The 22,504-nt window shown below is 71.2% G+C and carries 16 protein-coding genes and 1 pseudogene; 9 read left to right on the forward strand and 8 right to left on the reverse strand.

What is annotated here, in order from left to right:
• From ACLHRZ_RS04475 to ACLHRZ_RS04485, 3 genes are all read right to left on the reverse strand, one after another.
• A complete protein-coding gene (locus tag ACLHRZ_RS04475) occupies positions 1–1,713 on the reverse strand; it encodes an NAD-dependent malic enzyme (protein ID WP_490416912.1) in 1,713 nt (570 codons plus the stop codon).
• A gap of 137 nt (positions 1,714–1,850) precedes the next feature.
• Positions 1,851–3,527 (reverse strand): DUF885 domain-containing protein, encoded by a 1,677-nt coding sequence (locus ACLHRZ_RS04480; protein ID WP_490416913.1) that lies wholly within the window; start codon positions 3,525–3,527, stop codon positions 1,851–1,853.
• Between the two features lie 26 nt (positions 3,528–3,553).
• A complete protein-coding gene (locus ACLHRZ_RS04485; RefSeq protein ID WP_490416914.1) occupies positions 3,554–4,141 on the reverse strand; it encodes a hypothetical protein in 588 nt (195 codons plus the stop codon).
• A 97-nt stretch (positions 4,142–4,238) separates the two neighbouring features.
• Here ACLHRZ_RS04485 and ACLHRZ_RS04490 point away from each other — a divergent pair, with 97 nt between their 5' ends.
• Complete coding sequence (locus ACLHRZ_RS04490; RefSeq protein WP_490416915.1) at positions 4,239–6,506, forward strand: MMPL family transporter; 2,268 nt, start codon at positions 4,239–4,241, stop codon at positions 6,504–6,506.
• 7 nt (positions 6,507–6,513) lie between these two features.
• On the opposite strand, the pseudogene ACLHRZ_RS04495 reads toward ACLHRZ_RS04490, so the two are convergent.
• The 5 genes and pseudogenes from ACLHRZ_RS04495 to ACLHRZ_RS04515 form a co-directional block, all read right to left on the reverse strand.
• Positions 6,514–7,251 (reverse strand): annotated as a pseudogene (locus ACLHRZ_RS04495) (alpha/beta fold hydrolase); the annotation flags it as partial.
• A gap of 37 nt (positions 7,252–7,288) precedes the next feature.
• Complete coding sequence (locus tag ACLHRZ_RS04500; protein WP_490416916.1) at positions 7,289–8,530, reverse strand: cytochrome P450; 1,242 nt, start codon at positions 8,528–8,530, stop codon at positions 7,289–7,291.
• Between the two features lie 4 nt (positions 8,531–8,534).
• Positions 8,535–9,767, reverse strand: a complete 1,233-nt coding sequence (locus ACLHRZ_RS04505; RefSeq protein ID WP_490416917.1) for a beta-ketoacyl-[acyl-carrier-protein] synthase family protein — start codon at positions 9,765–9,767, stop codon at positions 8,535–8,537.
• Positions 9,764–10,066, reverse strand: coding sequence for an acyl carrier protein (locus ACLHRZ_RS04510; protein ID WP_490416918.1), 303 nt, complete (start codon positions 10,064–10,066; stop codon positions 9,764–9,766). Before ACLHRZ_RS04510 ends, ACLHRZ_RS04505 begins: the two co-directional genes overlap by 4 nt.
• Before the next feature lie 120 nt (positions 10,067–10,186).
• Positions 10,187–11,335, reverse strand: a complete 1,149-nt coding sequence (locus ACLHRZ_RS04515; RefSeq protein ID WP_490416919.1) for an alpha/beta hydrolase — start codon at positions 11,333–11,335, stop codon at positions 10,187–10,189.
• A gap of 430 nt (positions 11,336–11,765) precedes the next feature.
• Here ACLHRZ_RS04515 and ACLHRZ_RS04520 point away from each other — a divergent pair, with 430 nt between their 5' ends.
• The 8 genes from ACLHRZ_RS04520 to ACLHRZ_RS04555 all read left to right on the forward strand — a co-directional run bounded on the left by ACLHRZ_RS04520 (position 11,766) and on the right by ACLHRZ_RS04555 (position 22,356).
• On the forward strand, positions 11,766–14,405 hold the full coding sequence (locus ACLHRZ_RS04520; protein WP_490416920.1) for an ATP-binding protein: 2,640 nt from the start codon (positions 11,766–11,768) through the stop codon (positions 14,403–14,405).
• Positions 14,406–14,722: 317 nt separating this feature from the next.
• Entirely contained in the window at positions 14,723–15,796 is a 1,074-nt protein-coding gene (locus ACLHRZ_RS04525) for a polyprenyl synthetase family protein (protein WP_490417209.1), read from the forward strand.
• Positions 15,797–15,827: 31 nt separating this feature from the next.
• Positions 15,828–16,847 carry a terpene synthase family protein gene (locus ACLHRZ_RS04530; RefSeq protein ID WP_490416921.1) on the forward strand — a complete coding sequence of 340 codons (1,020 nt, stop codon included), beginning with the start codon at positions 15,828–15,830 and terminating at the stop codon, positions 16,845–16,847.
• A gap of 31 nt (positions 16,848–16,878) precedes the next feature.
• Positions 16,879–18,219, forward strand: coding sequence for a cytochrome P450 (locus tag ACLHRZ_RS04535; RefSeq protein WP_490416922.1), 1,341 nt, complete (start codon positions 16,879–16,881; stop codon positions 18,217–18,219).
• 78 nt (positions 18,220–18,297) lie between these two features.
• The gene (locus ACLHRZ_RS04540) at positions 18,298–20,517 is read left to right on the forward strand and encodes an NADP-dependent isocitrate dehydrogenase (RefSeq protein WP_490416923.1); all 2,220 of its coding nucleotides are present in this window, start codon (positions 18,298–18,300) and stop codon (positions 20,515–20,517) included.
• Between the two features lie 246 nt (positions 20,518–20,763).
• The gene (locus ACLHRZ_RS04545) at positions 20,764–21,333 is read left to right on the forward strand and encodes a nitroreductase family protein (RefSeq protein WP_490416924.1); all 570 of its coding nucleotides are present in this window, start codon (positions 20,764–20,766) and stop codon (positions 21,331–21,333) included.
• Complete coding sequence (locus ACLHRZ_RS04550; RefSeq protein ID WP_490416925.1) at positions 21,290–21,607, forward strand: DUF6092 family protein; 318 nt, start codon at positions 21,290–21,292, stop codon at positions 21,605–21,607. The genes ACLHRZ_RS04545 and ACLHRZ_RS04550 overlap by 44 nt, the downstream gene beginning before the upstream one ends.
• Entirely contained in the window at positions 21,604–22,356 is a 753-nt protein-coding gene (locus ACLHRZ_RS04555) for a tRNA-dependent cyclodipeptide synthase (protein WP_490416926.1), read from the forward strand. The genes ACLHRZ_RS04550 and ACLHRZ_RS04555 overlap by 4 nt, the downstream gene beginning before the upstream one ends.
• The last annotated feature ends 148 nt before the right edge of the window (positions 22,357–22,504 follow it).

Here is a 22,504-nt window from a genome sequence, read left to right on the forward strand (position 1 = left end):
TCAAACGGCCTGCACCGGGCGGTAGTCCGGGCACCACATCGCCGCCCGGACCCGGCTGTCGATCGTGTCGTCCACGACCGCGCGCGCGACCCCGTCGCGCGCCGCGGCACGGGCGACCGCCACGGCCACCGCGGCGGAGACCGGGCGCAACCGCCGTGCGGGCGGCAGGACCGGCATGCCGGGTTCGGCCGGGTCCACCTGCGCGGCGACGGCGTGGGCCGCGGCGGTGAGCATGCCGTCGGTGATCCGGGCGGCCCGGGACACGATGCTGCCGAGGCCGAGCCCGGGGAAGACGAACGCGTTGTTGGCCTGCCCGATCCGGTGGACGGCCCCGTCGTACGGCACCGGTGCGAACGGACTGCCGGTGGCCACCAGGGCCCGCCCGCCGGTCCACGCCAGCAGGTCGGCGGGCACCGCCTCGGCGAGGGGCGTGGGGTTGGACATCGGCAGGATGATGGGCCGCTGCACGGACGCTGCCATCTCCCGCACGATCGGCTCGGTGAAGGCGCCGCCCCGGCCGGACGTGCCGATGAGGACGGTCGGCGCGACCCTGCGCACCACCTCGTCGAGCGGGATCCCGCCGAGGGCCGCATCGCGTGCCCAGCCGGCCGCCTCGCCCGCGGGGCGGGCGTACGGGGCCTGGAAGTCGCGCAGGCCGGCCGTGTCGTCGGTGAGCAGGCCGTACCGGTCGACGCACCAGATCAGCCGGGCGGCGTCCTCCGGCGTCAGACCCTCGTCGGTCAGCGCCTGGCGCAGCTGGTCGGCGACGCCGATGCCCGCCGTGCCGGCGCCGAAGACGACGATCCGGTGCTCGGGCAGGGGCGTGCCGCTGGCCCGTACCCCGGACAGCACCGCCGCCAGGTTCACCGCTCCGGTGCCCTGGACGTCGTCGTTGAAGGTCGGCACCCGCTCGCGGAAGCGCGCCAGCACGCGCCGTGCGTTGTCCGCGCCGAAGTCCTCCCAGTGGAGCAGGACGTGGGGGAAGAGGCGGGTCGCCGTCTCCACGTAGGCGTCGAGGAAGGCGTCGTAGGCGGCGCGCTCCGCCCGCGGGTGCCGGTTGCCGAGATAGAGCGGGTCCTCCTGCAGACGGCGCCGACCGGTTCCCACGTCCAGCATGACGGGGATGGTACGGGCCGGGTCGATGCCGGCCGCGGCGGTGTAGACGGCCAGCTTGCCCACCGAGATGTTGATGCCGCCCACACCCCAGTCGCCGATGCCCAGGATCGCCTCGCCGTCGGTGGCCACGATCAGGTCGACGTCGTCCGGCCCCAACCCCGTGGCGAGCAACGAGCGTTCGATGTCCTCGGGCGCGTCCACGGACAGATAGACCCCGCGCGGGCGCCGGTATTCGTAGCTGTAGCGCTCGATGGCCGTGCCGACGGTCGGGGTGTAGACGATGGGCAGCATCTCGTCCAGGTGGTCGCCGAGGAGCCGGTAGAACAGCACCTCGTTGCGGTCGTGCAGGGCGGTCAGATAGACGTGCTTGGCCAGGTCGCTGGGCTGGACGCCGTACTGCGTGTAGGCGCGGGCGGCCTGCTGCTCCAGCGTGAGCGCGTGCGGCGGCAGCAGGCCGACGAGACCGAGCGCGTGCCGCTCGTCGTGCGGGAAGGCGGTGCCCTTGTTCAGCCGGGGGTCGGTCAGCACGGCCCGGCCCCGGGCCGTCGTCTCCCACCGGCCGTGCTGCGGATCCCACCTGGTCCGTCCGGGATTCATGGGCGGCTCCCCTCCCCTCCAGGATGGCCCCGGGCACGCACGGCCGCCCGTCGAGAGGCTGCGCGCCCCGTAAGGGGCGCGGGGAACTGCGCGCTCAGCCGTAAACAACCCGCAGTGGACAGACGGCAGCAGCCCCCCTACAGCGCCGCCAGGCTCCCGGCAAGGTCGTCGAGCCCGAGCGCCCCCTGGGACAGCGCGGCCGTGTGCCACGCCTTGAGGTCGAAACCGGCCCCGTGACGGCGGCGAGCCGCCTCGCGGCCCTGCAGCCAGGCGCGTTCGCCGAGTTTGTAGCCGATGGCCTGGCCGGGCCAGCCGAGATAGCGGTCGATCTCCCCGGTCCGGCGGGCGGCCGGGCTGCCGTGGTGGGCGGCCATGAAGGCGGTGGCCAGCCCGGGGGTCCAGCGCTCGCCGGGGTGGAAGCCGGCGCCCGCGGGGACGGTCAGCTCCAGGTGCATGCCGATGTCGACGATCACCCGGATGATGCGGAGCATCTGCTTGTCCAGGTAGCCTAGCCGCCGGGCGGGGTCGGTGAGGAAGCCGAGCTCGTCCATGAGCCGCTCCGCGTAGAGCGCCCAGCCCTCGGTGTCGGCGCTGACCGAGCCGAGGGTGACCTGGTACCGGCTGAGCCGGCCGGCGAGGCCCGCCCGCCGGGCGAGCTGGAGATGGTGGCCGGGTACGCCCTCGTGGTACCAGGTGCTGACGAGCTGCCAGGTCGGGAAGACCGTCCGGCCCAGGGTCGGCAGGTACGTCCGCCCCGGCCGGCTGAAGTCGAGGCTGGGGCCGACGTAGTACGGGGCCGGGGACGTGCCCGCGGGCGCGATCCTGGACTCGACCCGGCGGAGCGGGCCGGAGAGGTCGAAGTGGGTGCCGTCGAGGGCGTCGACGGCCTCGTCCATGATCTGCTGCAGCCAGTCGCGGACCGCCTCCACGCCCTCCACCGCGTGGCCGTGCTCGTTGAGGTGGGCCATGGCCGTCAGCACGTCCGCGCCCGGCAGTACGCGATCGGCCTCGCGGCGCATCTCGGCGGCCGTGCGGTGGAACTCCTCCCAGGCCCACGCGTAGGCCTCGGCCGGGTCGAGGTCGGCGCCGGTCGCCCAGCGGGCGGAGCGCAGATAGCGTTCGCGGCCGACGGCGTCCGGGGTGCCGTCCGCCGCGGGCAGGTAGACGTCCTGGAGCCAGTCGCGGAACGCTGCGACGGCTGCGGTGGCGCGGCGGGCGGCGGCGTCCAGCTCGGGCCGGAGCCGCTTCGGCCCGTTCGCGGCGAACTCCGCGAACCAGCCCGCGGTCCCGGCGTCCTGGCCGGTCCACGCACCCAACTGGCCCCTGCACGCCTCGGCTTGGCGCGGCGCCGACAGCAGACCGCGGGATATGCCCTCCGACAGCGTCGCGCGGTAGCCGTCCAGGGCCCGGGGCACGTTGCGCAGCCGCCGGGCCGTCGCCGCCCAGTCGTCCTCGGTGGCGGTGGGCCGCAGGTGGAATATCCTCCGCACCCTGTGCAGGGGCGAGTTGACGTTGCGCAGCTGCCGGAAGGTGTCCCCGGCGTCGTGCACGGCGAGTTCCGCGGTGAGGCGTTCGCGCAGCAGCCGGCCGCAGGCCTGCTCGACGGGTTCCGGGGCGGGGGGTGCGGCGTCCAGTGCGGTCAGCGTGCGGCGTGCCGCGTCGGCGAGGGCGTCGAAGCCGTCCGGCGACAGGTCCGGCTGCCGGTCGTCCTCCGGGTGCAGACCCAGCCGCGCCGAGATCAGCGGGTCGAGTGCCGCGAGCTGCGCGACGTGGGCGTCGGCGATGCGGCGAGGGGTGTTCAACTCGTCTGACATCCGCACAGCTTGGCGCAGGGGGCGCGTCAGCTGCCAGGGTGCACGGTCACCCAGAACGCCCCGGAGAGGGACCGCAGCCCCCGGGTCGAGCAGTGCATGGCGGCGGGGGTGCCGACCGCGCCGACGGTGACGGTGTGCCCGGCGAGGGTCCCGGTGCGGACGACGATCGTGGGCAGCGGAGTGGCGGCGGACCACGTGCCCGCACGCGGCCCCTTGACGCCGAGCGTCGATCTGCCGGCCGGCCTGCCCGTGCGGTCGGGGGTCGCGTACCAGGTCACGTAGCCCGACCCGGTCAGGTCGTGTGCACCGGAACAGGAGGCCGTGCCGGAGAGTCCGAGGCCGACCGTGGCCGAGCGCAGCCGGGCCGCGGTGCCGTCGGGGGAGAAGCAGTGGTCGAGCAGCAGGGTGCCGCGCACCGCGGTGTGCCGGGACCGGGTGCCGAGCGGGGGCGTGATGGCGACGGGGGACCGGGGTGCGGTGTGGCCGTCGCAAGTCAGGGCGAGCATCCCGGAGTTGCGCGGGGCGGCGGAGGCGCCGCCCACGGCGGTGAGCGTTGCGGCCGCCGTCACGGCGGCGAGAAGGCGGTGCCGGGTTCTTCGTAGGAGGATTGTCATTTCTTCTCCCGTCGGGTGCGTTCCGATGGACGTCTCATGTCCGGTTTTGCATAGTATGACGCACCGTCAGTAGATCCCGGAAAAGGTGTTCTCTGTGATGCCGGTGTCCGCCCCTCCCGCCAACGACCCCTCCGTTCAGCGGACTTCGACAGGAGTGGAACGCCTGGCCGGCGCCTTTGCCGCTGCGGTGGTGCGACGGCGGCGATGGTGCATCGGCGCGTGGGCCGCAGTGCTGCTGCTGTCCGCCCTCTGCCTTCCCGGGTTCTCCGGAACACTGGCGGTGCCGGACCTCTTCCTCCCCGGCACGGAGTCCGCGCGGGCGGCCCGGGCCCTGCAACAGGCGTTCCCCGAGCTGGGGGCGGAGCAGATGGTCCTGGTGTTCCACCCGTCCGGACCCGCCACGGACGACTCCCTTTACCGGAAGACGGTGGAAGAGGTCTCGGCGGCGCTGGCCGCACGGCCCGGCGTGTCCGGGGTGACGGACCTGCCCGTGCCCGGGAACGTGCCCGGCAACGCCGTCGCGCACAGCGCGTACCGCCTGGTCGGAGCCTCCGGAACCGCCCAGGAGCGCCAACCCCGTGTGCACGACTGGCAGTTCACCGCGGAACGCGCCGCGGAACGGGCCTCCGGCGGACGGATCCGTGCCGACCTGCTGGGCGCCACCACGGCCGTACAGGACATGCAGACAGCCGTCATGCCGACCGTCCGGCTCGCCGACACCCTCGCCCTGCTGGCGGCGTTCCTGGCGCTGTTCGCCGTGCTGCGCCGCCCGCTGCCGGCCGTGCTGCCCCTGCTGGTGGCCGGTTCCGCGGTCGCGGTGGCCCTGGCGCTGGCGGACCGCGCGTCCGGCGGCCACGTCGACCTCCTCACCATGGCGACCACCTCCGCCCTCGGCCTCGGCGTCGGCCTGGACTACGCCCTGCTCCTGCTCATGCGCTGCCGCGAACGGCTCGCCGCGGGCGCGGACGGCCCCGAGGCCGCCGTGGCCGCCACCGTCACCGCGGGCAGGACCGTCGGCTACTCCGCCCTCACGTTCATGGCCGGCGCCGCAAGCCTGTTGGCCGTGGGCATGCCGATCGTCCGTACGTGCGCCCTGGGCGCCGTCACGGTCACGGCCGTGGCCCTGCTCGCGGCGGTGACGCTGCTTCCGGCCTGCCTCGCACAGTGGCCGCAGTACGTACGCGCGACCGCCCCGGCCCGCCCGGGGTCCGGTCGACACGGCTGGCAGGAATGGGCGTTGCGCCTGATGAGGCATCCCTGGCGGGCCATCTGCGCCGCCGTCGCCGTCCTCGTCCTGGCCGCCCTTCCGGCCGGCGGCCTGCACACCGGCTTCGACTTCGACCGCGCTTCGCTGACGGGCACGCCGAGCGGTACCGCCCTGCACGTCCTGGAGAGGGACGGCCTCGACGGAGCGGCCGCCACCCTGATGGCCGTGCTGCCCCACCCCGGCACCGAGCCGCCTGCCGGGCTGGGCCGGCTGATGGCCGCCCTGGAGACCGATCCGGGCGTCGCGGCGAGCGCGACCGTCGACAACCAGCGCGGCACGACACTGGTGATGGTCCTGCCGCGCACCCCACTCGACTCGGCCCCCACCGCCGAACTGCTCCACCGGCTCCGCCACCGGATCCTGCCCGATGCCCTGCCGCCGGGCAGGACGGCCCTGGTGGGCGGCGTGCCCGGCGCGCTGGCCGACCAGCGGGCGGCGGTGGACGGCAGCGTCGTGACCGTCGGCGCCTGCCTCCTGGCCGGCGCCTTCCTCTTCCTCCTGGTCGCCTTCCGCAGCCTGCTGCTCCCGCTCAAGGCCGTCGTCGTCAACGTGGCCGTGGCGGCGGCCACGTTCGGGATCCTGGCCGTGTGCGCACCCTGGCTGGGCACGGGCGGGCACCCGGTGATCAACCACTTCGTGCCGCTGATCACCGTCGTCATGCTGTTCGGGCTGTCGCTGGACTACGAGATGTTCCTGGTGCGGCGAATGCGCGAACAGTTCCTGGCCTGCGGGGACAACACCCGTGCCGTGGCCGAGGGCCTGGCCCGCACCGCAGTGCCGATCTCACTGGCCGCGGTCATCATGGTGGCCGCCTTCGCCTCGTTCCTCGTCGTCAGCAGCGCGCAGGTAAGGCAGTTCGGCTTCGCCGTGGCCGTCGCCGTCGCCCTGGACGCCACGGTCGTGCGGCTCGTGCTCATGCCCGCGCTCATGCAGGTGCTGGGGCGCTGGAACTGGTGGCTTCCGGGGCGGCGGAGCCGAAGTACTGCACGGCGTGACAGTACGGCAGGGCCTCAAGGCTCTGACCGGAACAGTGCCGGACGACGAGCTCGGCCACCTCGGCCGGCCGCTGGAGCAGAACCATGTGGTCGGACTCCTTGACGGTGGTGACCCGCGCGTCCGCGCACAGGGCGGCGGTCTGCAGGGCGGTTGCGGGCGGTGTGGCGGTGTCGTGCTCCCCGGTGAAGAACAGGGCGGGCTGCCGGAGGCCGACGCCCGGGAACCAGTCGAGGTGCCGGATGCCCCGGCGCAGAATCCGGATCATCTGCTCGGTCTCGGAGCGGTCACCGTTGATGATGCGCCGCCGGAGCAGGCCGGTGATCGTCGCCCGCCCCCGCACATGACGGCCCGGGTCCTGGCACACGAGCTGCTCCAGCGTCATGTCGGCCCACTCGGCGAGGCGGCCGGCCCTGAGCAGCCGGACCGCCGTCCTGGCGCTGTCCTTCACTGCTGCGGGATGCCTCACGAAACCGATGAAGACGGACCGGAGCACACAGTCGGGGAAACGCAAGGCGGTCAAGTAGGCGATGGGCGTTCCCGCGGAGACGCTCACGAGGTTGACCGGGCCGACGCCGTAGCGGCCGATCACCTCGTGGACGGCCTTCGCAAGGAAGTCCGGCCCCAGGGCCGACGGGAGGTCGTCCGTGTCGATCAGCCCCGGGGGTTTGACGACGATGCACGTCATACGGGGCAGCAGGCGCTTCACCAGCCCGTTCACCTGGGCAGCCGTCTGGTACAGGCCCGGCAGGACGACGCAGGGGGCCAGCAGGGCGTCCCGCTGCTCCCACATCGTGCACTGGTACCGGAAGCCGTCGATGCTGAAGTGCTGCCGTTGTCCGTCGTCCATGGGTTCCCTGCTTCTCGTCCGGATCGTGGTGCGGAGGTCAGGAGACGGGCCCGTCGAGCCGGATGCGCAGCCGTTGTACGCGGCGGACGACGCGGGCGGGCCCGTACCGCACGGGCTCCTCGTCGCACCGCCGGGGCCGGCAGCGTACGAGCCCGTCGAGGACGGTCCGGGCCATGAGCCGGGCGAGCGGGGTGCCGAGGCAGAAGTGTGGGCCCAGGCCGAAGGCGAGGTGCCGCGGGCGGCGGGTGAGGTCGAGCCTGCCGGGGTCGGGATGGACGTCCGGATCGCGGTTGGCCGCGCCGAGCAGCAGCACCACGACGGTGCCCCGGGGCGCGGGCACGCCGGCCACGTCCGCATCGGTCAGTGCGCTGCGCATGACGACTTGGATCGGCGGATCGAAGCGCAGGAATTCCTCCACGGCGTTCTGCATCGCCTGTTCGGAGGGCCCGGTCGCGGCGAGCCGGGCGAACTCGTCGGGATGGGCGAGCAGGTGGTGGGTGGCGTTGCCGATGAGTCCCACGGTGGTCTCGTAGCCGGCCGTGATCAGCAGGACGCACGTGCTGATCGTCTCGACGGGCGAGGGCGGGGCCTGGCAGGGGGAGGCGGGAGCGGCCAGTGCGCCGATGACACCCGGCCCGGAGGCCTGATGGGCGAGGACGTTCTTGACCTCACGGACGAAGCCGAGGCGGGCCCGTGCGATGCGGGTGCGGGTGGCCGGATCGGTGACCTGGTCGGGGTCGATGCCGCGCGCGATGAGCTCCGTGTCCTGCTCGAAGCGGGAACCGTGGCCGGGGGGCAGGCCGAGGAGGTCCTCCAGAACGACACCGGCGGTCAGCGGCCGCGCGATGTCGGCGACCACGTCGGCCGCTCCGGCCTGCAGGGCCCGGTGGAGCAGGGCATCGGCGCGGCGGGCGATCCCCGGACGCAGGCGTTCGACGGCCCTTGCGGTGAACGCGCCGCTCACCCGGCCGCGTTGTGCGTCGTGCTCCGGGGGATCGGTGAGCACGAAGTCGCGGGCCCGCACGCCGTAGTTCGTCATGTCGCTCGCGGTGGCGGCGCCGTGACCGAAGCGGGGGTCGCGCAGTACGGCGGCGCAGGCGTGGTGGCCCGTCACCACCAGGGCGCCGGCCGGGGTGCGGTGGACGGGGCCCGAGGCGTGGCGCAGCTGCTCGTAGAAGGGGTACGGGTCGTCGCGGAAGGCGTCGGACCCCATGTCGTAGGGCAGTTCCGCGGCGATGCGCTCCGGCCAGGCGAGGACAGGCTGTTCAGCGGTCTGCATGGCGTCAGGCGGCGTGGAGGATCAGGGCGGCGTTCTGGCCGCCGAAGGCGAAGGAGGTGCTGGCCGCCGCCGACAGGGCGAGGGAGCGCGGGACCTTCGTCACGATGTCCAGGTCGATGTCCGGGTCCTGCAGGTCGAGGTTGGCGGTGGGCGGGACGGTCCCGTGCTGCAGGCTCAGCACCGTGACGGCTGCCTCGATCGCGCCGGCCGCGCCGATGGCGTGGCCGAGAGCTCCCTTGAGCGAGGTGACGGGCGGCGGGTCGGTGAAGACCGAGCGCAGCGCGTGGCATTCGGCCTGGTCGTTGAGGCGGGTGCCGGTTCCGTGGGCGTTGACGTGGCCGATGTCGGCCGGGTCCAGACCGGCGTCCCGGAGCGCGGCGCGCAGCGCCGCCGCGGCACCGCGCCCCTCGGGGTCGGGGGCCGCGAAGTGGTGGGCGTCGCAACTGGCGCCGTAGCCGGCCACGTAGGCGCGGGGCCGGGCGCCGCGCGCCCGGGCGTGCTCGGGACGTTCCAGCACGAGCACCGCGGCGCCCTCGGCGAGGACGAATCCGTCGCGCTCGGCATCGAACGGCCGGGAGGCGGCGGCCGGTTGGCCGATGCGCTGGGAGAGGGCCCCCATGCGGTGGAAGCAGGCCGCGGGCATCCGGCAGCGGGCGGATTCCGTGCCGCCCGCCAGGACGATGTCGCAGGTTCCGGCGCGCAGCAGGTCGCGGGCGACGCCGAGAGCGGTGGTGCCGGAGGCGCAGGCGGTGGAGACGGCGAAGTTGGGGCCGTGCGCAGTCTGGTCCAGTGCGATGTCGGCGGCCGGCATGTTCGGCACGCTGCGGGTGACGGCCAAAGGGGAGATGGACAGAGGGCGTCCTGCGCCGAGCTTGGCGTACTCCGCGTCGTAGCGCTCCATGCTGGCGGTCCCGGTGCCGATCACCACGCCGACCCGTGCGGCGTCCCACTCGGCGGGGGAGAGGCCCGCGTCGGCGGTGGCGTGCCGGGCGGCCAGGACGGCCATCGCGCCCGCGCGGTCGAGCCGCCAGGCGAGGTGCTTGCCGATGAGGCGGTGCGCGTCGAAACCCGGCACCTGGCAGGAGATGTCCACGGGGAGCCCGGCGAGCACCGGGTCGCGCGTCGCAGTGGAGCGGGCGGCCAGCAGGCCCTGCCAGGTGGCCTGTTCGCCGATGCCGGCCGGGGTGACCACGCCGAGTCCGGTGACGGCCACCGGGTGGTGTGTGTGGCGGTTCATCGGAAGGTGCCGGCTGCGGGGCCGGGTGTGCGGGCGGCCGGTACCTGCAGCTCCGCACCGGCGGCATCGATCAGCTCTGCGACGTCGGCCAGCGTGCTGTGCTCGGTGACCTCGGTCATCGGTTTCCCGGTGCGGTCCTCCAGGGTGATGGCCAGTTCGACCAGGCCCAGGGAGTCCAGTTCCAGGTCGCGGAGCGCGGTGGCGGGGGTGAGCGCGGTGGGGTCGGCCCCGACGGCCTGGACCAGGGTGGTGCGGACCAGCTCGTAGCTGCTGTGTTCGGTGCTGCCGTGTTGAGTCACGGCCACAGAGCCTTTCGCGCCGGGCCGGGACCGGCAATCACCGAACCACACCCGGACGAGTGCATTTCCGTGAATCCGGTGGCCCCGGCAGCGGCGTGCGTGCTTTACGGCGTGCGTGCTCTACGAGACCGGCCCCTGCATGTGCCGGCTGATCCACTGGATGAGTCCGCCGGACTCCATGTTCGGCACGTAGGTCGCGGCGTTGTGGTCGCCGTCCGGGATGACGTGGTACTTGGTCTTGACCGGGCCCTTGTCGCCGTACGTCGCGATGAACTTGTCGATCGGCGGCTTCACCGGCTCGCTCGCGCCGACCTGGAGCCCCAGATAGACCTCAGGGCCACCCCTGGCGATGAGACGCTTGGCAAGGACATCGGAGTCGTTGTCCTCCTTCTCCTTCTCGTGCCCGGCCCACAGCCGGGAGTCGGGCACGATGTCGGGGCCGGAGGAGATGACGGCCTTGAACTTGTCCGGTTTCTGGAGCACGGACTTCAGGCCCGCGGAGCCGCCGGTGGAGGAGCCCATGAAGGCCCAGCCGTCGCGGGACTTGACCGTGCGGAAGTTCTCCTTGATCAGTTCGGGCACGTCCTCGGTCAGCCAGGTGCCCATCTTCGGCTGGCCGGGGATGTCGCTGCCGTCCCAGTACAGGCCGGACTTCGGGTCGTGCTTGTCCAGGTCGTGGTTCTCGGGGTTGAGCACCGGCATGGCGAGGATGAAGGGCAGGCTCTCGCCCGCGTCCGCCCACTTCTGGATGGAGGCCTCCAGCTTGAGGTTCGTCCCCATCCAGTAGTTGTTGGGGAAGCCCGCACCGCCCGGCAGGGCGATCAGCACGGGGAAGCCGCTGTTCTTGTACTGCGGGTCGTCGTACTGCTTGGGCGCCCAGACCCAGACCTTGCCCGTGAAGCCGGACTTCTTGCCCTGGTACGTCGTGACGGCGATCTTGCTGCCGTCCTCGGGCACCGTGCCGGAGACCGTGAAGTCCGCCTTGGGCCCGGTGGGCATCAGGGCCTTGGACCCGGCGGACTGCCCCTTGCCGTCGGACGGGCCGCCGCCGAAGGAGATCGCGTCGCCCTTGTCGGAGAAGACGTCGAAATAGTTCAGGACGGGCCAGGCGATGGCACCGAGCACGGCTATGCACGCCACGACGATGCCCCAGCGCTTGACGCGGGAGGACGCGCGACGCCGGGACCGGTAGGCGGTCGGCGGGGAGTACATCATCGGCAGAGCTCGCTCCGGATGGCCGGGCGCCCCCCCGGGGAGGGGCGCGTACATGGTCACCTTTAGAGACAGGCGAACCGTGTCGGGGGTTCCGGAATCGGGGGAAAGGTGGTCCTCGGGCCCTTCCGAAGGTGCTGTGAGGAGGCGTCTTTTACCGCAGCAGGCATGGTGATCGCAAGGCCGATCATCACATCAGGTAACGGGCGTCCCGGCAATTGCAGAAACGCGCCATCAGCGCATCGGGCGGGCCTACGCTACGCGATGCCGTGGGCCGCACCGCAGGGTCCCAGCGGGCCGGGCCCCGTCCGTTCCGTCACCGAGCGGGAGCGGCAGTGTGCGCGGCGCCGCATCTCACCGGGAGGCCACAGTGACGGGTCGGGTCGACACGCAGTCTGCAGAAACGCCGGAGACACGCTCGCGGGACGGGCGGGAGCCTGCGGAGACCCTTGAGCGGGATGCCCAACGGACAGCGGCGAGGGCGGCGTTGGACAAGCTCGCCGGACGGGCGGTTGTCGAGGGAACGGACGGCGGCAAACGGGCGCCCCGTGGCGGACTGCTCACCTTCGCCGGACCGGCCGGTGCGGGCAAGACCACGCTGCTGGCCGAAATCCGGCACCTTGCCCGGGAACAGGAGTGCACGACGCTGTACGCCCGTGGCGGCGAGAACGAGCAGAGTTCGGCCTTCTACGTCCTGCGGCAGCTGCTCCAGCCGCTCCTGGCCTCGTACACCGAGTCCGAGCGGAACAACGTGCTGGGGGACTGGTACAGCATCGTCGGCCCCGTCCTGGGGCTGTGCCCCGCGGCGGACTCGGCGGAACCCGACCCGCAGGGTGTGCGCGACGGACTGGACTGGCTGGTCACCAATGTGGCCGTGTCCCGCGGCAGTCTGGTCGTGGTCCTGGACGATGCCCACTGGGCGGATCCCGAGTCGCTGACGTGGCTCTCCTCCTTCGCGGGCCGCGTCGACGATCTGCCTGTCCTGGTGGTTGTCGCCTACCGTCCCGACGAAGTTCCCGACATTCCGCGGGCGTTCGGCGACATGCTGAACCGGAACCGGATGCGCCCACTGGACCTGGCGCCGCTCAGCCCGGCGGCTGTCACCAGGCTCGTCGAACGCGAGCTCGGTATCGGCGCCGACGTCGACGAGGAGTTCGGCCGGGAAGTCTGGAAGATCACGGGCGGCAATCCCTTCGAGACGGTCGAGCTGGCCGGTGCCGTGCGCGAGGAGGGTCTGGCCCCGACGCGCGAGAACGCGGCGCAGCTCCATGACATGTCCGGCGCCGTGTCCGGCGCCGGAGTACTGGACCGGCTGGAGCGGATGGGCACCTCCGTGGTCCGGATGGCCTGGGCCGTGGCCGTTCTCGGCACGGAGGCTTCGGCTTCGCTGGTGGCATCGGTGGCGGGGCTGAGCCCCACGGAGGCGGGCGAGGCACTGGACCGGCTGGCGGCCACGGAGATCGTGCGGGGCGACGAGACACCGGAGTTCGGTCATCCGCTGATCGCGACGGCCGTCTACCGCGACATCCCTCCTGCCATGAGGGTGGCCCTGCACGGCAAGGCCGCGTGGGAGCTCATCGAGGCCGGGAAGGGCGCCGCAGCGGCGTCACGTCACCTGCTGGAGACCCACCCGGAGGAGGACGAATGGGTGGCCGGGCACCTGCAGGAGGCGGCCCGTGAATATCTGCGCACGGGTGCTCCCGACGCAGCCCGGCGCTGTCTGGACCGCGCCCTGCGCGAGCCCCCGCCGGCGGAGATGAAGGCCTCGGTCCTGTACGAGCTGGGCAGTCCGGCCCTGTTGCACGACCCGTCGGTCACGGTCAACCACCTCCGGGCGGCGTTGGAGGAACCGTTGCTCGGCCAGGAGATGCGCGTGGACGCCGTCATCCGACTGGCGCGGTCCCTGGCACATGCCGGTCAAGTGCCGGAAGCCGCCGAAGTACTGGCGGCGGAGGCGCAGAAGACCACCGACCCGCGGATCCGGCTGCGGATGCACACCGAGCACTTCCTGCGGGCGGCCTTCACGCCCGAGGAGGAGGACGGTCCGGGGCGCTCGCGGCTGCTGACGCAGCTCGCACAGCGATTGACCGGACGCGATCTCACCGAACGGTACGCGCTGGGGCTGCGCGCGTGGGACGCCATGGTCCGCGGAGAGCCGGTCGGAGTCGCCCTGGACCACGCGGAGCGGGCCCTGGGGTCGGGCCTGAGCTGGACCGACCAGCACTGGGGCTCCGAGGTGCCGATGCTCTTGGCCCTCACTTTCATGTACTGCGACCGGCCCGAGCGGGCGGAGGAGCTCTTCGCCGAGGGCATCGCCGATTCCGAGCGCAAGGGATGGCGTGGTGGCCAACTGGCCATCGGCTACACCTTGCTGGGATACGTCCGATACCGTACTGGACGGCTTTCGGACGCGGAGGACTTCGCGCGCGCCGGACTGTGGGCCGCCGACCGGGTCGGCTCCGGTACCCCCGCGCAGTGGTATGCGGTGAGTACCCTCATCGAGATTCTGCTGGCCCGTGGACAGGTGGATGCTGCCCAGGAGTTGGCAGACCGGTACGACTTCGGGAAGCCGTTCCCGCCCGTCGTGATCATTCCGGACGCCCAGGCGGTCCTCGGTGAACTGCGTCTGGCACAGGGCGCGCACGAGGAGGCTGTCGAGGAACTCACGGTGGTGGGACGCCGCCTCGACGCCCGGGGCGTGCACAATCCCGCTTGGTGCCCCTGGCAGCCGCACCTGGCCCTCGCCACGTACGAAACCAACCCCCAGCGGGCGCGGCACCTGGCGAAGGAAGCCGTGCAGCGCGCTGAGCGTTTCGGCACGGAATCGGCGATCGGGCAGGCCCTGTATGCGGCGGCCCGTGTCCACGACGGGCCCGAGAGTGCCGACATGCTGCAGAAGGCCGTCGGGCACCTGGAAAAGTCGCCTTCGGTCTACGAACTCGCCGGCGCCCTGGTCGACCTCGGCACTGCGATGCGCCGTACCGGCCGCCTGGTGCAGGCGGCCGAGAGCCTGTACCGCGGTGTCGAGGTCGCCAGCTCCTGCGGTGCCGATGCCGTGGTGGCGAAGGCGCGCCGGGAATTGGCCGACGCCGGCCTGAGGCCGCGGAGGCTGGGAATTCACCGTTGAGCGGCGAATCGCTGTAAAGCCGCTTGTGCGGACCTTGTGAGGAGTGTGGGGCGCGTGCTGACAATGCGCGCGCCCAGAAACGATTCGTTGTCTTCGGTGTCGGCCTCAGGTGTGCCCTACACGGTTTGCATGAACGCCGAATGGGCAAGGCTCGGGTGCGCCCATTCAGGAAGGGAAAAGCTTTGGCCTTTCCTGAAGGGCCCGTTCCGGTACACCGAACGCATTCCTCAGAGTCCTCAAGGATTCCCTGGTGCCGATGCGGCGGCTGTCGCCTCGCCGGGTCGGTGCAACGATGCGAAGGGGAACGAGTCATGGCCATGCTCGCCACGCCTGAGGTCCTGACGCCGGCGCGGATTCGGTGCGAGGTCAGGACGGTTCTGGAGAATTTCTTTGCCGACCGGATACGTTCTGCGGCCTCTCCTCATATTGCCGACCTTGTCGCCGTATTGCGAGGGCTGGTGTTTGCGGGGGGTAAGTTGATCCGGCCGACCATGTGCATATGCGGATGGCATGCCGCCCGAGGCAAGGGGGACGCCGGTCCGCTGCTCCGGGTGGCGGCGAGTCTGGAACTGTTCCATGCCTTCGCCCTCATCCACGACGATGTGATGGACGAAAGCGAGACTCGCAGGGGGCGGTTGAGCGCTCACCGGGCACTGGCGGCTCTGCACCGTCGCCGCGCCCTTCCGGGGGACAGCGGCAAATTCGGCCGCAACACGGGCATTCTGCTGGGGGACTTGGCACTCTCCTGGTCCGACGAAATACTCCAGACCGCCGGACTCACTGCTGCCCAGCTGCGTGCCGCCCTCCCGGTGCTGCACGCCATGCGCACGGAGGTCATGCTCGGCCAATACCTGGACCTGCTCTTCACCGGCGGGCCGGGCGACGACGTGCAGCAGGCCCTGACGACCATCCGGTTCAAGACGGCCAAGTACACCTTCGAACGTCCCTTGCATCTCGGCGCCGCACTGGCGGGTGCCGACGGATCCGTGACCGAGGCATGTTCGGCGTATGCGCTTCCGATAGGCGAGGCCTTCCAGCTCCGGGACGACCTCCTGGGTGTCTTCGGGGACTGCGCGAAGACGGGCAAGCCCACGCTGGACGATCTTCGGGAAGGCAAGCAGACGGTCCTGATGGCCTTCGCCACCATGCGGGCCACGCCTGCCCAGCTCCGTGTCCTGAAGGCTTCGGTGGGCAACCCCACCCTCGATGCTCTGCAAGCCCGTGCCGTCCGCGCCGTCCTGGAGGAGACCCTGGCCCGCCAGGAAGTGGAACGCCTGATCACGCGGCGTCGCAGGGAGGCGCTGAGCGCGCTGGAGCGGGCCCCCTTCCCGCAGGCCGTCGTCGCGATGCTCCGGCGCCTCGCGGACAGCGCGACGGAGCGCACCTCATGAACTCCCCGACTCCCGAGAAGGAGGCCGTCCGATGCCGATGATCGATCTGGCCGTCCTCGTCGACGGCTTCTACGACCCGCCCTGCCCGATGGTCAACCCGGCTGCGGCGCAAGCCGAGGACGAGGTGATCGCCTGGCTGTGGGAGCTCGGGTTCCTCACCTGCGAGGCGCAGGAGCAGCATCTGCGTTCGTTCAAGTTCGGCCTGTATCACGGGATTTCGACACCGAACGTGGACCTGCAGCAGTTGGTGCTCGGCATTCAGTGGTTCTGCTGGGGGTCGCTGGCCGACGACCAGTACGACAACTACGACTGGGGCGAACGGGAAGAGCGTATGCGTCGCGTCCTGCGAGACATGCGGGCCATCGCCACAGGGCACGTGGACGCCACGCAGGGCAACCCCGTGATCGCTGGATTCGCCGATCTCTGGCCCCGGCTGACTGCAGGGCTCTCGCCGCGGGCACGGCAGCGCATCACCGGACACTTCCTGGACTACATGCAGGCCATCGTGCTGCAGAACCGCTACCACGCGAAGGGCCGGGTCCCGGACGCGGCCACGTTCGTCACCGTGCGCCGCAACACCATCGCGATGCTCTTCCAGGCGGACGTCCTGGAGATCGTCTCCCGCATCCGCATCCCCGACGCGCTGCGCGACAGCCTGCTCTTCCGGGAACTGGCCTTGTGCTTCGCCGACATCCTGGCCTGGCACAACGATGTCTACGGCCTGGAGAAGGACATCGCCGACGGCCAGACCTGCAACGTCGTCCGGGTCGTCGCTGCGAGCGAGGGGTGCACCCTGGCGGAGGCCGTGGCCCGGGTGCTGGACCGGGCCAAGCAGCGGCAACAGATCTTCCTGGACATCGAGGGGCAGCTTCCCGGTCTCGCCGACTCGCTCGGCCTGCCTCCGGAAGCGGCTGCGGAGGCGGCGCGTCTTGCCACCGATCTGAGGGCGTATGCCTTCGCGGATCTCATCTGGATCGGGGAGACCCGTCGGTACGACCTGGATCTCCCGAGGATCAAGGGCACCTTCGACGACGTCCTCATCACCCACTGAACTCATCGATCTGCGCGGGGGAACGGACCACGTGAGCAACAAGGTTCCCGGAGTACCGGCGGCGCCGGGGCGTGTGCCCCTGCTCGGCCACACTCTGGCACTCTGGCAGGACCCCTTGGGATTCCTGGAGTCGTTGCACGAGTCGGGGGACACCGTCCGGGTGGACCTCGGCACCTGGCCGGTGTACTTCGTCACCTCTCCCGAACTCGTCCGCGACGTCCTGGTGAATCGCGCGCGCGCCTTCGACCGGGGGCGACACGCCGACCGGGTGCGGCAGTTGTTCGGCAACGGTCTCGCCACGTCCGACGGGGAGTTCCACGACCGTCAACGGCGCCTCGTACGCCCGGCATTCCACCGCAGCAGGGTGGCGGACTGGATCGAGATCATGGCCCGCCATGCGCGTGACCTCGCGGAGTCGTGGCAGCCCGGGCAGGTCGTCGAGCTGAACCGGATGATCACCGAACTGGTGCTGGCCACCTTCGCCGAGGCGATGTTCGCCTCCCGCATGGCCCGTCCGGCCGTCGAGGAGATGCAGCGCTCACTGCCGGTGATCATGCGGGACGCCGTCACCCGGGCCGTGCTGCCGAAGTTCCTGGACCACCTCCCCGTGCCCGTCAACCGCCGGTTCGACACCGCCGCCTCCAGGCTGCGCCGGGAGTTCGACCAGGTGATCGCGCGGTACAAGGAGGCCGGTACGGATCACGGCGACCTCCTGTCGCTGCTCCTGGCGGCGCGTGATGCCGACACCGGTGAGGCCATGAGCCCGGAGCAGGTCCGGGACGAACTCGTCACGATCACGGTGGCCGCCACCGAGACCACGTCCGCGGCACTGGCGTGGGCCTTCCACGAACTGGGCCGCGCGCCCGATGCGGACCGGCGGTTGCACGCGGAGATCAGTGCATTCGTCGGCACCGGTGCGGACTACGCCGATCCCGATGCCCTCCCGTACACCACGGCGGTGCTCAACGAAGTCCTGCGCCTGCACGCGATCCCCCTGTCGATGCGCAGGGCCAGGGAGCCCGTGGAAATCGGCGGAGTGCACATCCCCGAGGGCAGCGAGGTCGCCTTCAGCATCTACGCGCTCCACCGCGACCCCCGGTGCTACCGGGACCCGCACCGCTTCGCCCCGGACCGCTGGCTCGCCCCGCAGGCAGACCGGCCGTCCCGGACCGCCTTCATCCCGTTCGGCGCAGGCAACCGGAAGTGTCTGGGCGACGCCTTCGCCTGGGCCGAGATGACCGTGGCCCTGGCCGCGGTCGCGTCCCGCTGGCGCCTGCGGCCCGTGACCGAGGGCACCCCGCGCGAGGTCCGGTCGGTCAGCATCCCCCGGCCGTCGTCGTTGCTGATGACGGCGGTGCCACGGGGCGCGTAACAGGCCCCTGTCGAGACACCCCCGCTCACGAGATATCTTGATGTCGAGCAATGTTACAGACGTGAAGCGGAGCACCCGGTGACTGACTCGACGATCATCTATACGCACACTGACGAGGCCCCCGCCCTGGCGACGTACTCGTTCCTGCCGGTGGTCCGGGCGTACGCCGCCGCGGCCGGGGTCGCCGTGGAGACCCGTGACATCTCGCTGGCCGGCCGGATCATCGCGAGCTTCCCCGAGCACCTGGAGGAGGGGCAGCGCATCGGCGACGCCCTCGCCGAGCTCGGTGCGCTGGCCAAGACGCCCGGGGCCAACATCATCAAGCTGCCGAACATCTCGGCCTCGATCCCGCAGCTGAAGGCCGCGATCGCCGAGCTGCAGCAGCAGGGCTACGCGCTGCCGGACTACCCGGACGACCCGAAGTCGGACGAGGAGCGCGAGATCCGCGCCCGCTACGACAAGATCAAGGGCAGCGCCGTCAACCCGGTCCTGCGCGAGGGCAACTCCGACCGCCGTGCCCCCGCGTCGGTCAAGAACTACGCCAAGACGCACCCGCACCGCATGGGCGCCTGGACCTCCGAGTCCCGGACGAACGTCGCCACCATGGGCGTCGACGACTTCTGCGCCACCGAGAAGTCCACGGTGATCGCCGAGGACGGTGCCCTGCGCATCGAGCTCGTCGGTGACGACGGCACCACGACCGTGCTGCGCGAGTCGGTGCCCGTGCTCGCGGGCGAGGTCGTGGACGCGTCCGTCATGCGCGTCGCGGCCCTGCGCGAGTTCCTCGCGGCCCAGGTCGCCCGGGCCAAGGCCGAGGGCGTGCTGTTCTCCGTGCACCTGAAGGCCACGATGATGAAGGTCTCCGACCCGATCGTCTTCGGCCACGTGGTGCGGGCCTTCTTCCCGAAGACCTTCGCCGCCTTCGGCGCGGACCTGGCCGCGGCCGGCCTGACCCCGAACGACGGGCTCGGCGGCATCTTCAAGGGCCTGGAGTCGCTGGCGAACGGCGCCGAGATCAAGGCGTCCTTCGACGCCGAGCTCGCCGAGGGCCCGGCCCTGGCGATGGTCGACTCGGACAAGGGCATCACCAACCTGCACGTGCCGAGCGACGTCATCGTCGACGCCTCCATGCCGGCCATGATCCGCACCTCCGGCCACATGTGGGGCCCGGACGGCCAGGAGGCCGACACCCTCGCGGTCCTGCCGGACAGCAGCTACGCCGGTGTCTACCAGGCCGTCATCGAGGACTGCCGCGCCCACGGCGCCTACGACCCGTCCACCATGGGCTCGGTCCCGAACGTGGGCCTCATGGCGCAGAAGGCCGAGGAGTACGGCAGCCACGACAAGACCTTCGAGATCCCGGTCACCGGCACCGTCCGCCTGGTCGACCGGGCCGGCAACGCGGTCCTGGAGCAGGTCGTCTCGGCCGGCGACATCTTCCGCGCCTGCCAGACCAAGGACGCCCCGATCAAGGACTGGGTGAAGCTGGCCGTCACCCGCGCCCGCGCCACCGGCGCCCCGGCGGTGTTCTGGCTGGACGCCACCCGCGCCCACGACGCCAACCTGATCGCCAAGGTCGAGCAGTACCTGCAGGAGCACGACACCGAGGGCCTGGACATCCGCGTCCTGTCCCCGGTCGAGGCCACCAAGCTCTCCGTGGAGCGCATCCGCCGGGGCGAGGACACGATCTCCGTCACGGGCAACGTGCTCCGTGACTACCTGACCGACCTGTTCCCGATCCTGGAGCTGGGCACCAGCGCCAAGATGCTGTCGGTCGTCCCGCTGATGGCGGGCGGCGGCCTGTTCGAGACGGGCGCCGGCGGCTCCGCGCCGAAGCACGTCCAGCAGCTGGTCAAGGAGAACTACCTGCGCTGGGACTCGCTGGGCGAGTTCTTCGCGCTGGTGCCGTCGCTGGAGCAGTACGCGAAGACCACGGGCAACCAGCGCGCCCAGGTCCTCGCCGACACCCTCGACCGCGCCACGGCGACCTTCCTCAACGAGGACAAGTCCCCGACCCGTCGCATCGGCGGCATCGACAACCGCGGCAGCCACTTCTACCTGTCCCTGTTCTGGGCCCAGGAGCTGGCGAAGCAGACCGACGACGCGGAGCTGGCCAAGGCCTTCGCCCCGCTCGCCGAGACGCTCAACGCCAACGAGCGGAAGATCGTGGACGAGCTGAACGCCGTCCAGGGCCGGCACGCCGAGATCGGCGGCTACTACCAGCCCGACCCGGCCAAGGCCGCGGCCGTGATGCGTCCGTCCGAGACCTTCAACCAGGCTGTCGCCTCGCTGGTCTGACCTACCGTCACCAGCGTTCTCCGTACCGCCCCGACCGGCACTGCGCCGGTCGGGGCGGTTCCGTTTTCCGGCCGCTGCAGGCCGGTTCTCGGCGGTGCGGCCGAAAATCGCCCCTGAGTGCTCAACTCCGCTTTATTTCAAGGTTTATTCACTCGGCCAAGCCTTGAATGGGCTCGTCCATGTGCGATACACATGTGGCGCCTGTGCCACATGTGACGCCTGAGAGTTAGCTGGGGAAAGGGAAGCATGCCGAGCACTCCATTGCCGGAGACGCTCCACGTCCTGCGCACGCGGAGCGTGGTGCGGAATTACGCCGCCGAACCCGTCGACGACGCGACCGTCGAGCAGCTGCTGGAATGCATGCTCGCGGCGCCCACCGCCTCCAACAAACAGGCGTGGTCGTTCGTCGTGGTGCGGGAACCGGAAAGTGTGCGGCGGCTCCGGGCGTTTTCGCCGGGAATGATCGGCACGCCCGCATTCATTGTCGTGGCCTGTGTCGACCGGCGCATGGCCGCCGGCTTTACCGGCGGTATTTCACGGAAGATCTACGAGACGTCGAAGCTCTGCGTCGCCATGGCGGTGGAGAACCTGCTGCTCTCCGCGCACGCCATGGGGCTGGGCGGCTGCCCGGTCAGCAGCTTCCGCGAGGAGGTGGTCCGGCGGCTGCTGAGCCTGCCGGAGCACCTGGAGCCGCTGCTGTTGGTGCCCGTCGGCCGTCCCGCGCAGGGGCGCACGCCGTCCGAACGTCGTGACAAGAACGAGGTGATCAGCTATGAAACCTGGGGAAACGGTGCTGTCGCAGAACCGACTGCATGAGGAAATAGCCCTCCTGGCCGCCTATCTCCTGAGCAGCGGCCGCGGGCTCCTCGAAGAGCCCGCGGATTACGGCGCGTTCCGCTGCGCGGACGCCGCCCGCCGCACGCTGGAGATTCTGGAGCAGGCCGGGGCGGCCACCCCTGCGCTCACCGCGGTGCGGGAGCGCCTGGACGGGGTCATGTTCTCCCCCATGGGCGGCGACATCGATCTCGCCGGAATCCTCGACGAATTGTGCCTGCAGACCGCCACCGCACTGCAGGAGCTGACGTCATGACGGAGGGTGTCTTTACGCAGTCCCAGTCCCAGCCCCAGCCCCCGCTTCTGGAGATGGGCGCGGAGCCGCTCAGCGAACGGTGCCGCACCTTATGGCAGCGCGGTGAGCACGCCCTCATCGGCATCAGCGCGGGCAACAGCTATTTCAACCAGGACCGGCTCACCGCCCTCCTGGCATGGGCGGGCGAGGCCTTCGAGCAGATCGACGTCGTGTACGTCGACACCCACATCGACTCGATGCTCGTCGCCGACGGACGCACCCCGGAGAGCGCCGCCAAATCGGTACGGACCACGCTCAAGGACGTCCGGCGCCGCATCCGGCGGGCGTTGGAGCGGCTGGGGCCGGACGCAGCGCGCTTCCGGGTACGGGCCCTGTCCGAGCTCATGGACCTGCCCGTCTACCAGGAGGTGACGGAGCGGACCGACCGGGCCATCGACGAGGATGCCCAATTCGCCCCGATCTGCGAGGCCATGGTGCAGCAGATCGTCGAACACCGCCCCGGCGCCGGCGGGACCGTCACCGCCGCCCACATCCAGGCCGGACTAGACTACCTCAAGGCCGAGGCCCCGCTCTTCGTGGACTCGCCCGCCATCTTCGGCGTCTCCTCCTCGGTCGTCCTGTACCACATGAGGACGCCGATCTCCGAGCATCTCGCCCGGCACACCGAGGGGTTCGCCGCCGCATCGGGCCAGGGGTTCGTCGTCGTCAGGCCGTCCGAGGTGTCGCTCGCCACAGCGTCCGCGGCGTGAGGCGCCGCACGAACCCAGCGTGAAACAAAGCCGCCCGGCCGTGCGTTGACACACCGGCCGCACCGGCGTCACACGTTCCACCGGACACCCTTCCGCCGCCCGGACCGTAGGGTCGAACTCGTCGTTGTTCGAACCTTACGTAAAGAGT

This window comes from Streptomyces sp. AM25 (assembly GCF_058146165.1).

Excerpts from the sequence above, each read along its gene's own strand:
- ACLHRZ_RS04545 (WP_490416924.1), top strand. The coding sequence starts at position 20,764 with ATGCCGAGCACTCCATTGCCGGAGACGCTCCACGTCCTGCGCACGCGG.
- ACLHRZ_RS04485 (WP_490416914.1), bottom strand. The coding sequence starts at position 4,141 with ATGACAATCCTCCTACGAAGAACCCGGCACCGCCTTCTCGCCGCCGTG.
- ACLHRZ_RS04480 (WP_490416913.1), bottom strand. The coding sequence starts at position 3,527 with ATGTCAGACGAGTTGAACACCCCTCGCCGCATCGCCGACGCCCACGTC.
- ACLHRZ_RS04550 (WP_490416925.1), top strand. The coding sequence starts at position 21,290 with ATGAAACCTGGGGAAACGGTGCTGTCGCAGAACCGACTGCATGAGGAA.
- ACLHRZ_RS04555 (WP_490416926.1), top strand. The coding sequence starts at position 21,604 with ATGACGGAGGGTGTCTTTACGCAGTCCCAGTCCCAGCCCCAGCCCCCG.
- ACLHRZ_RS04490 (WP_490416915.1), top strand. The coding sequence starts at position 4,239 with ATGCCGGTGTCCGCCCCTCCCGCCAACGACCCCTCCGTTCAGCGGACT.
- ACLHRZ_RS04515 (WP_490416919.1), bottom strand. The coding sequence starts at position 11,335 with ATGTACGCGCCCCTCCCCGGGGGGGCGCCCGGCCATCCGGAGCGAGCT.
- ACLHRZ_RS04505 (WP_490416917.1), bottom strand. The coding sequence starts at position 9,767 with ATGAACCGCCACACACACCACCCGGTGGCCGTCACCGGACTCGGCGTG.
- ACLHRZ_RS04530 (WP_490416921.1), top strand. The coding sequence starts at position 15,828 with ATGCCGATGATCGATCTGGCCGTCCTCGTCGACGGCTTCTACGACCCG.
- ACLHRZ_RS04500 (WP_490416916.1), bottom strand. The coding sequence starts at position 8,530 with ATGCAGACCGCTGAACAGCCTGTCCTCGCCTGGCCGGAGCGCATCGCC.
- ACLHRZ_RS04525 (WP_490417209.1), top strand. The coding sequence starts at position 14,723 with ATGCTCGCCACGCCTGAGGTCCTGACGCCGGCGCGGATTCGGTGCGAG.
- ACLHRZ_RS04475 (WP_490416912.1), bottom strand. The coding sequence starts at position 1,713 with ATGAATCCCGGACGGACCAGGTGGGATCCGCAGCACGGCCGGTGGGAG.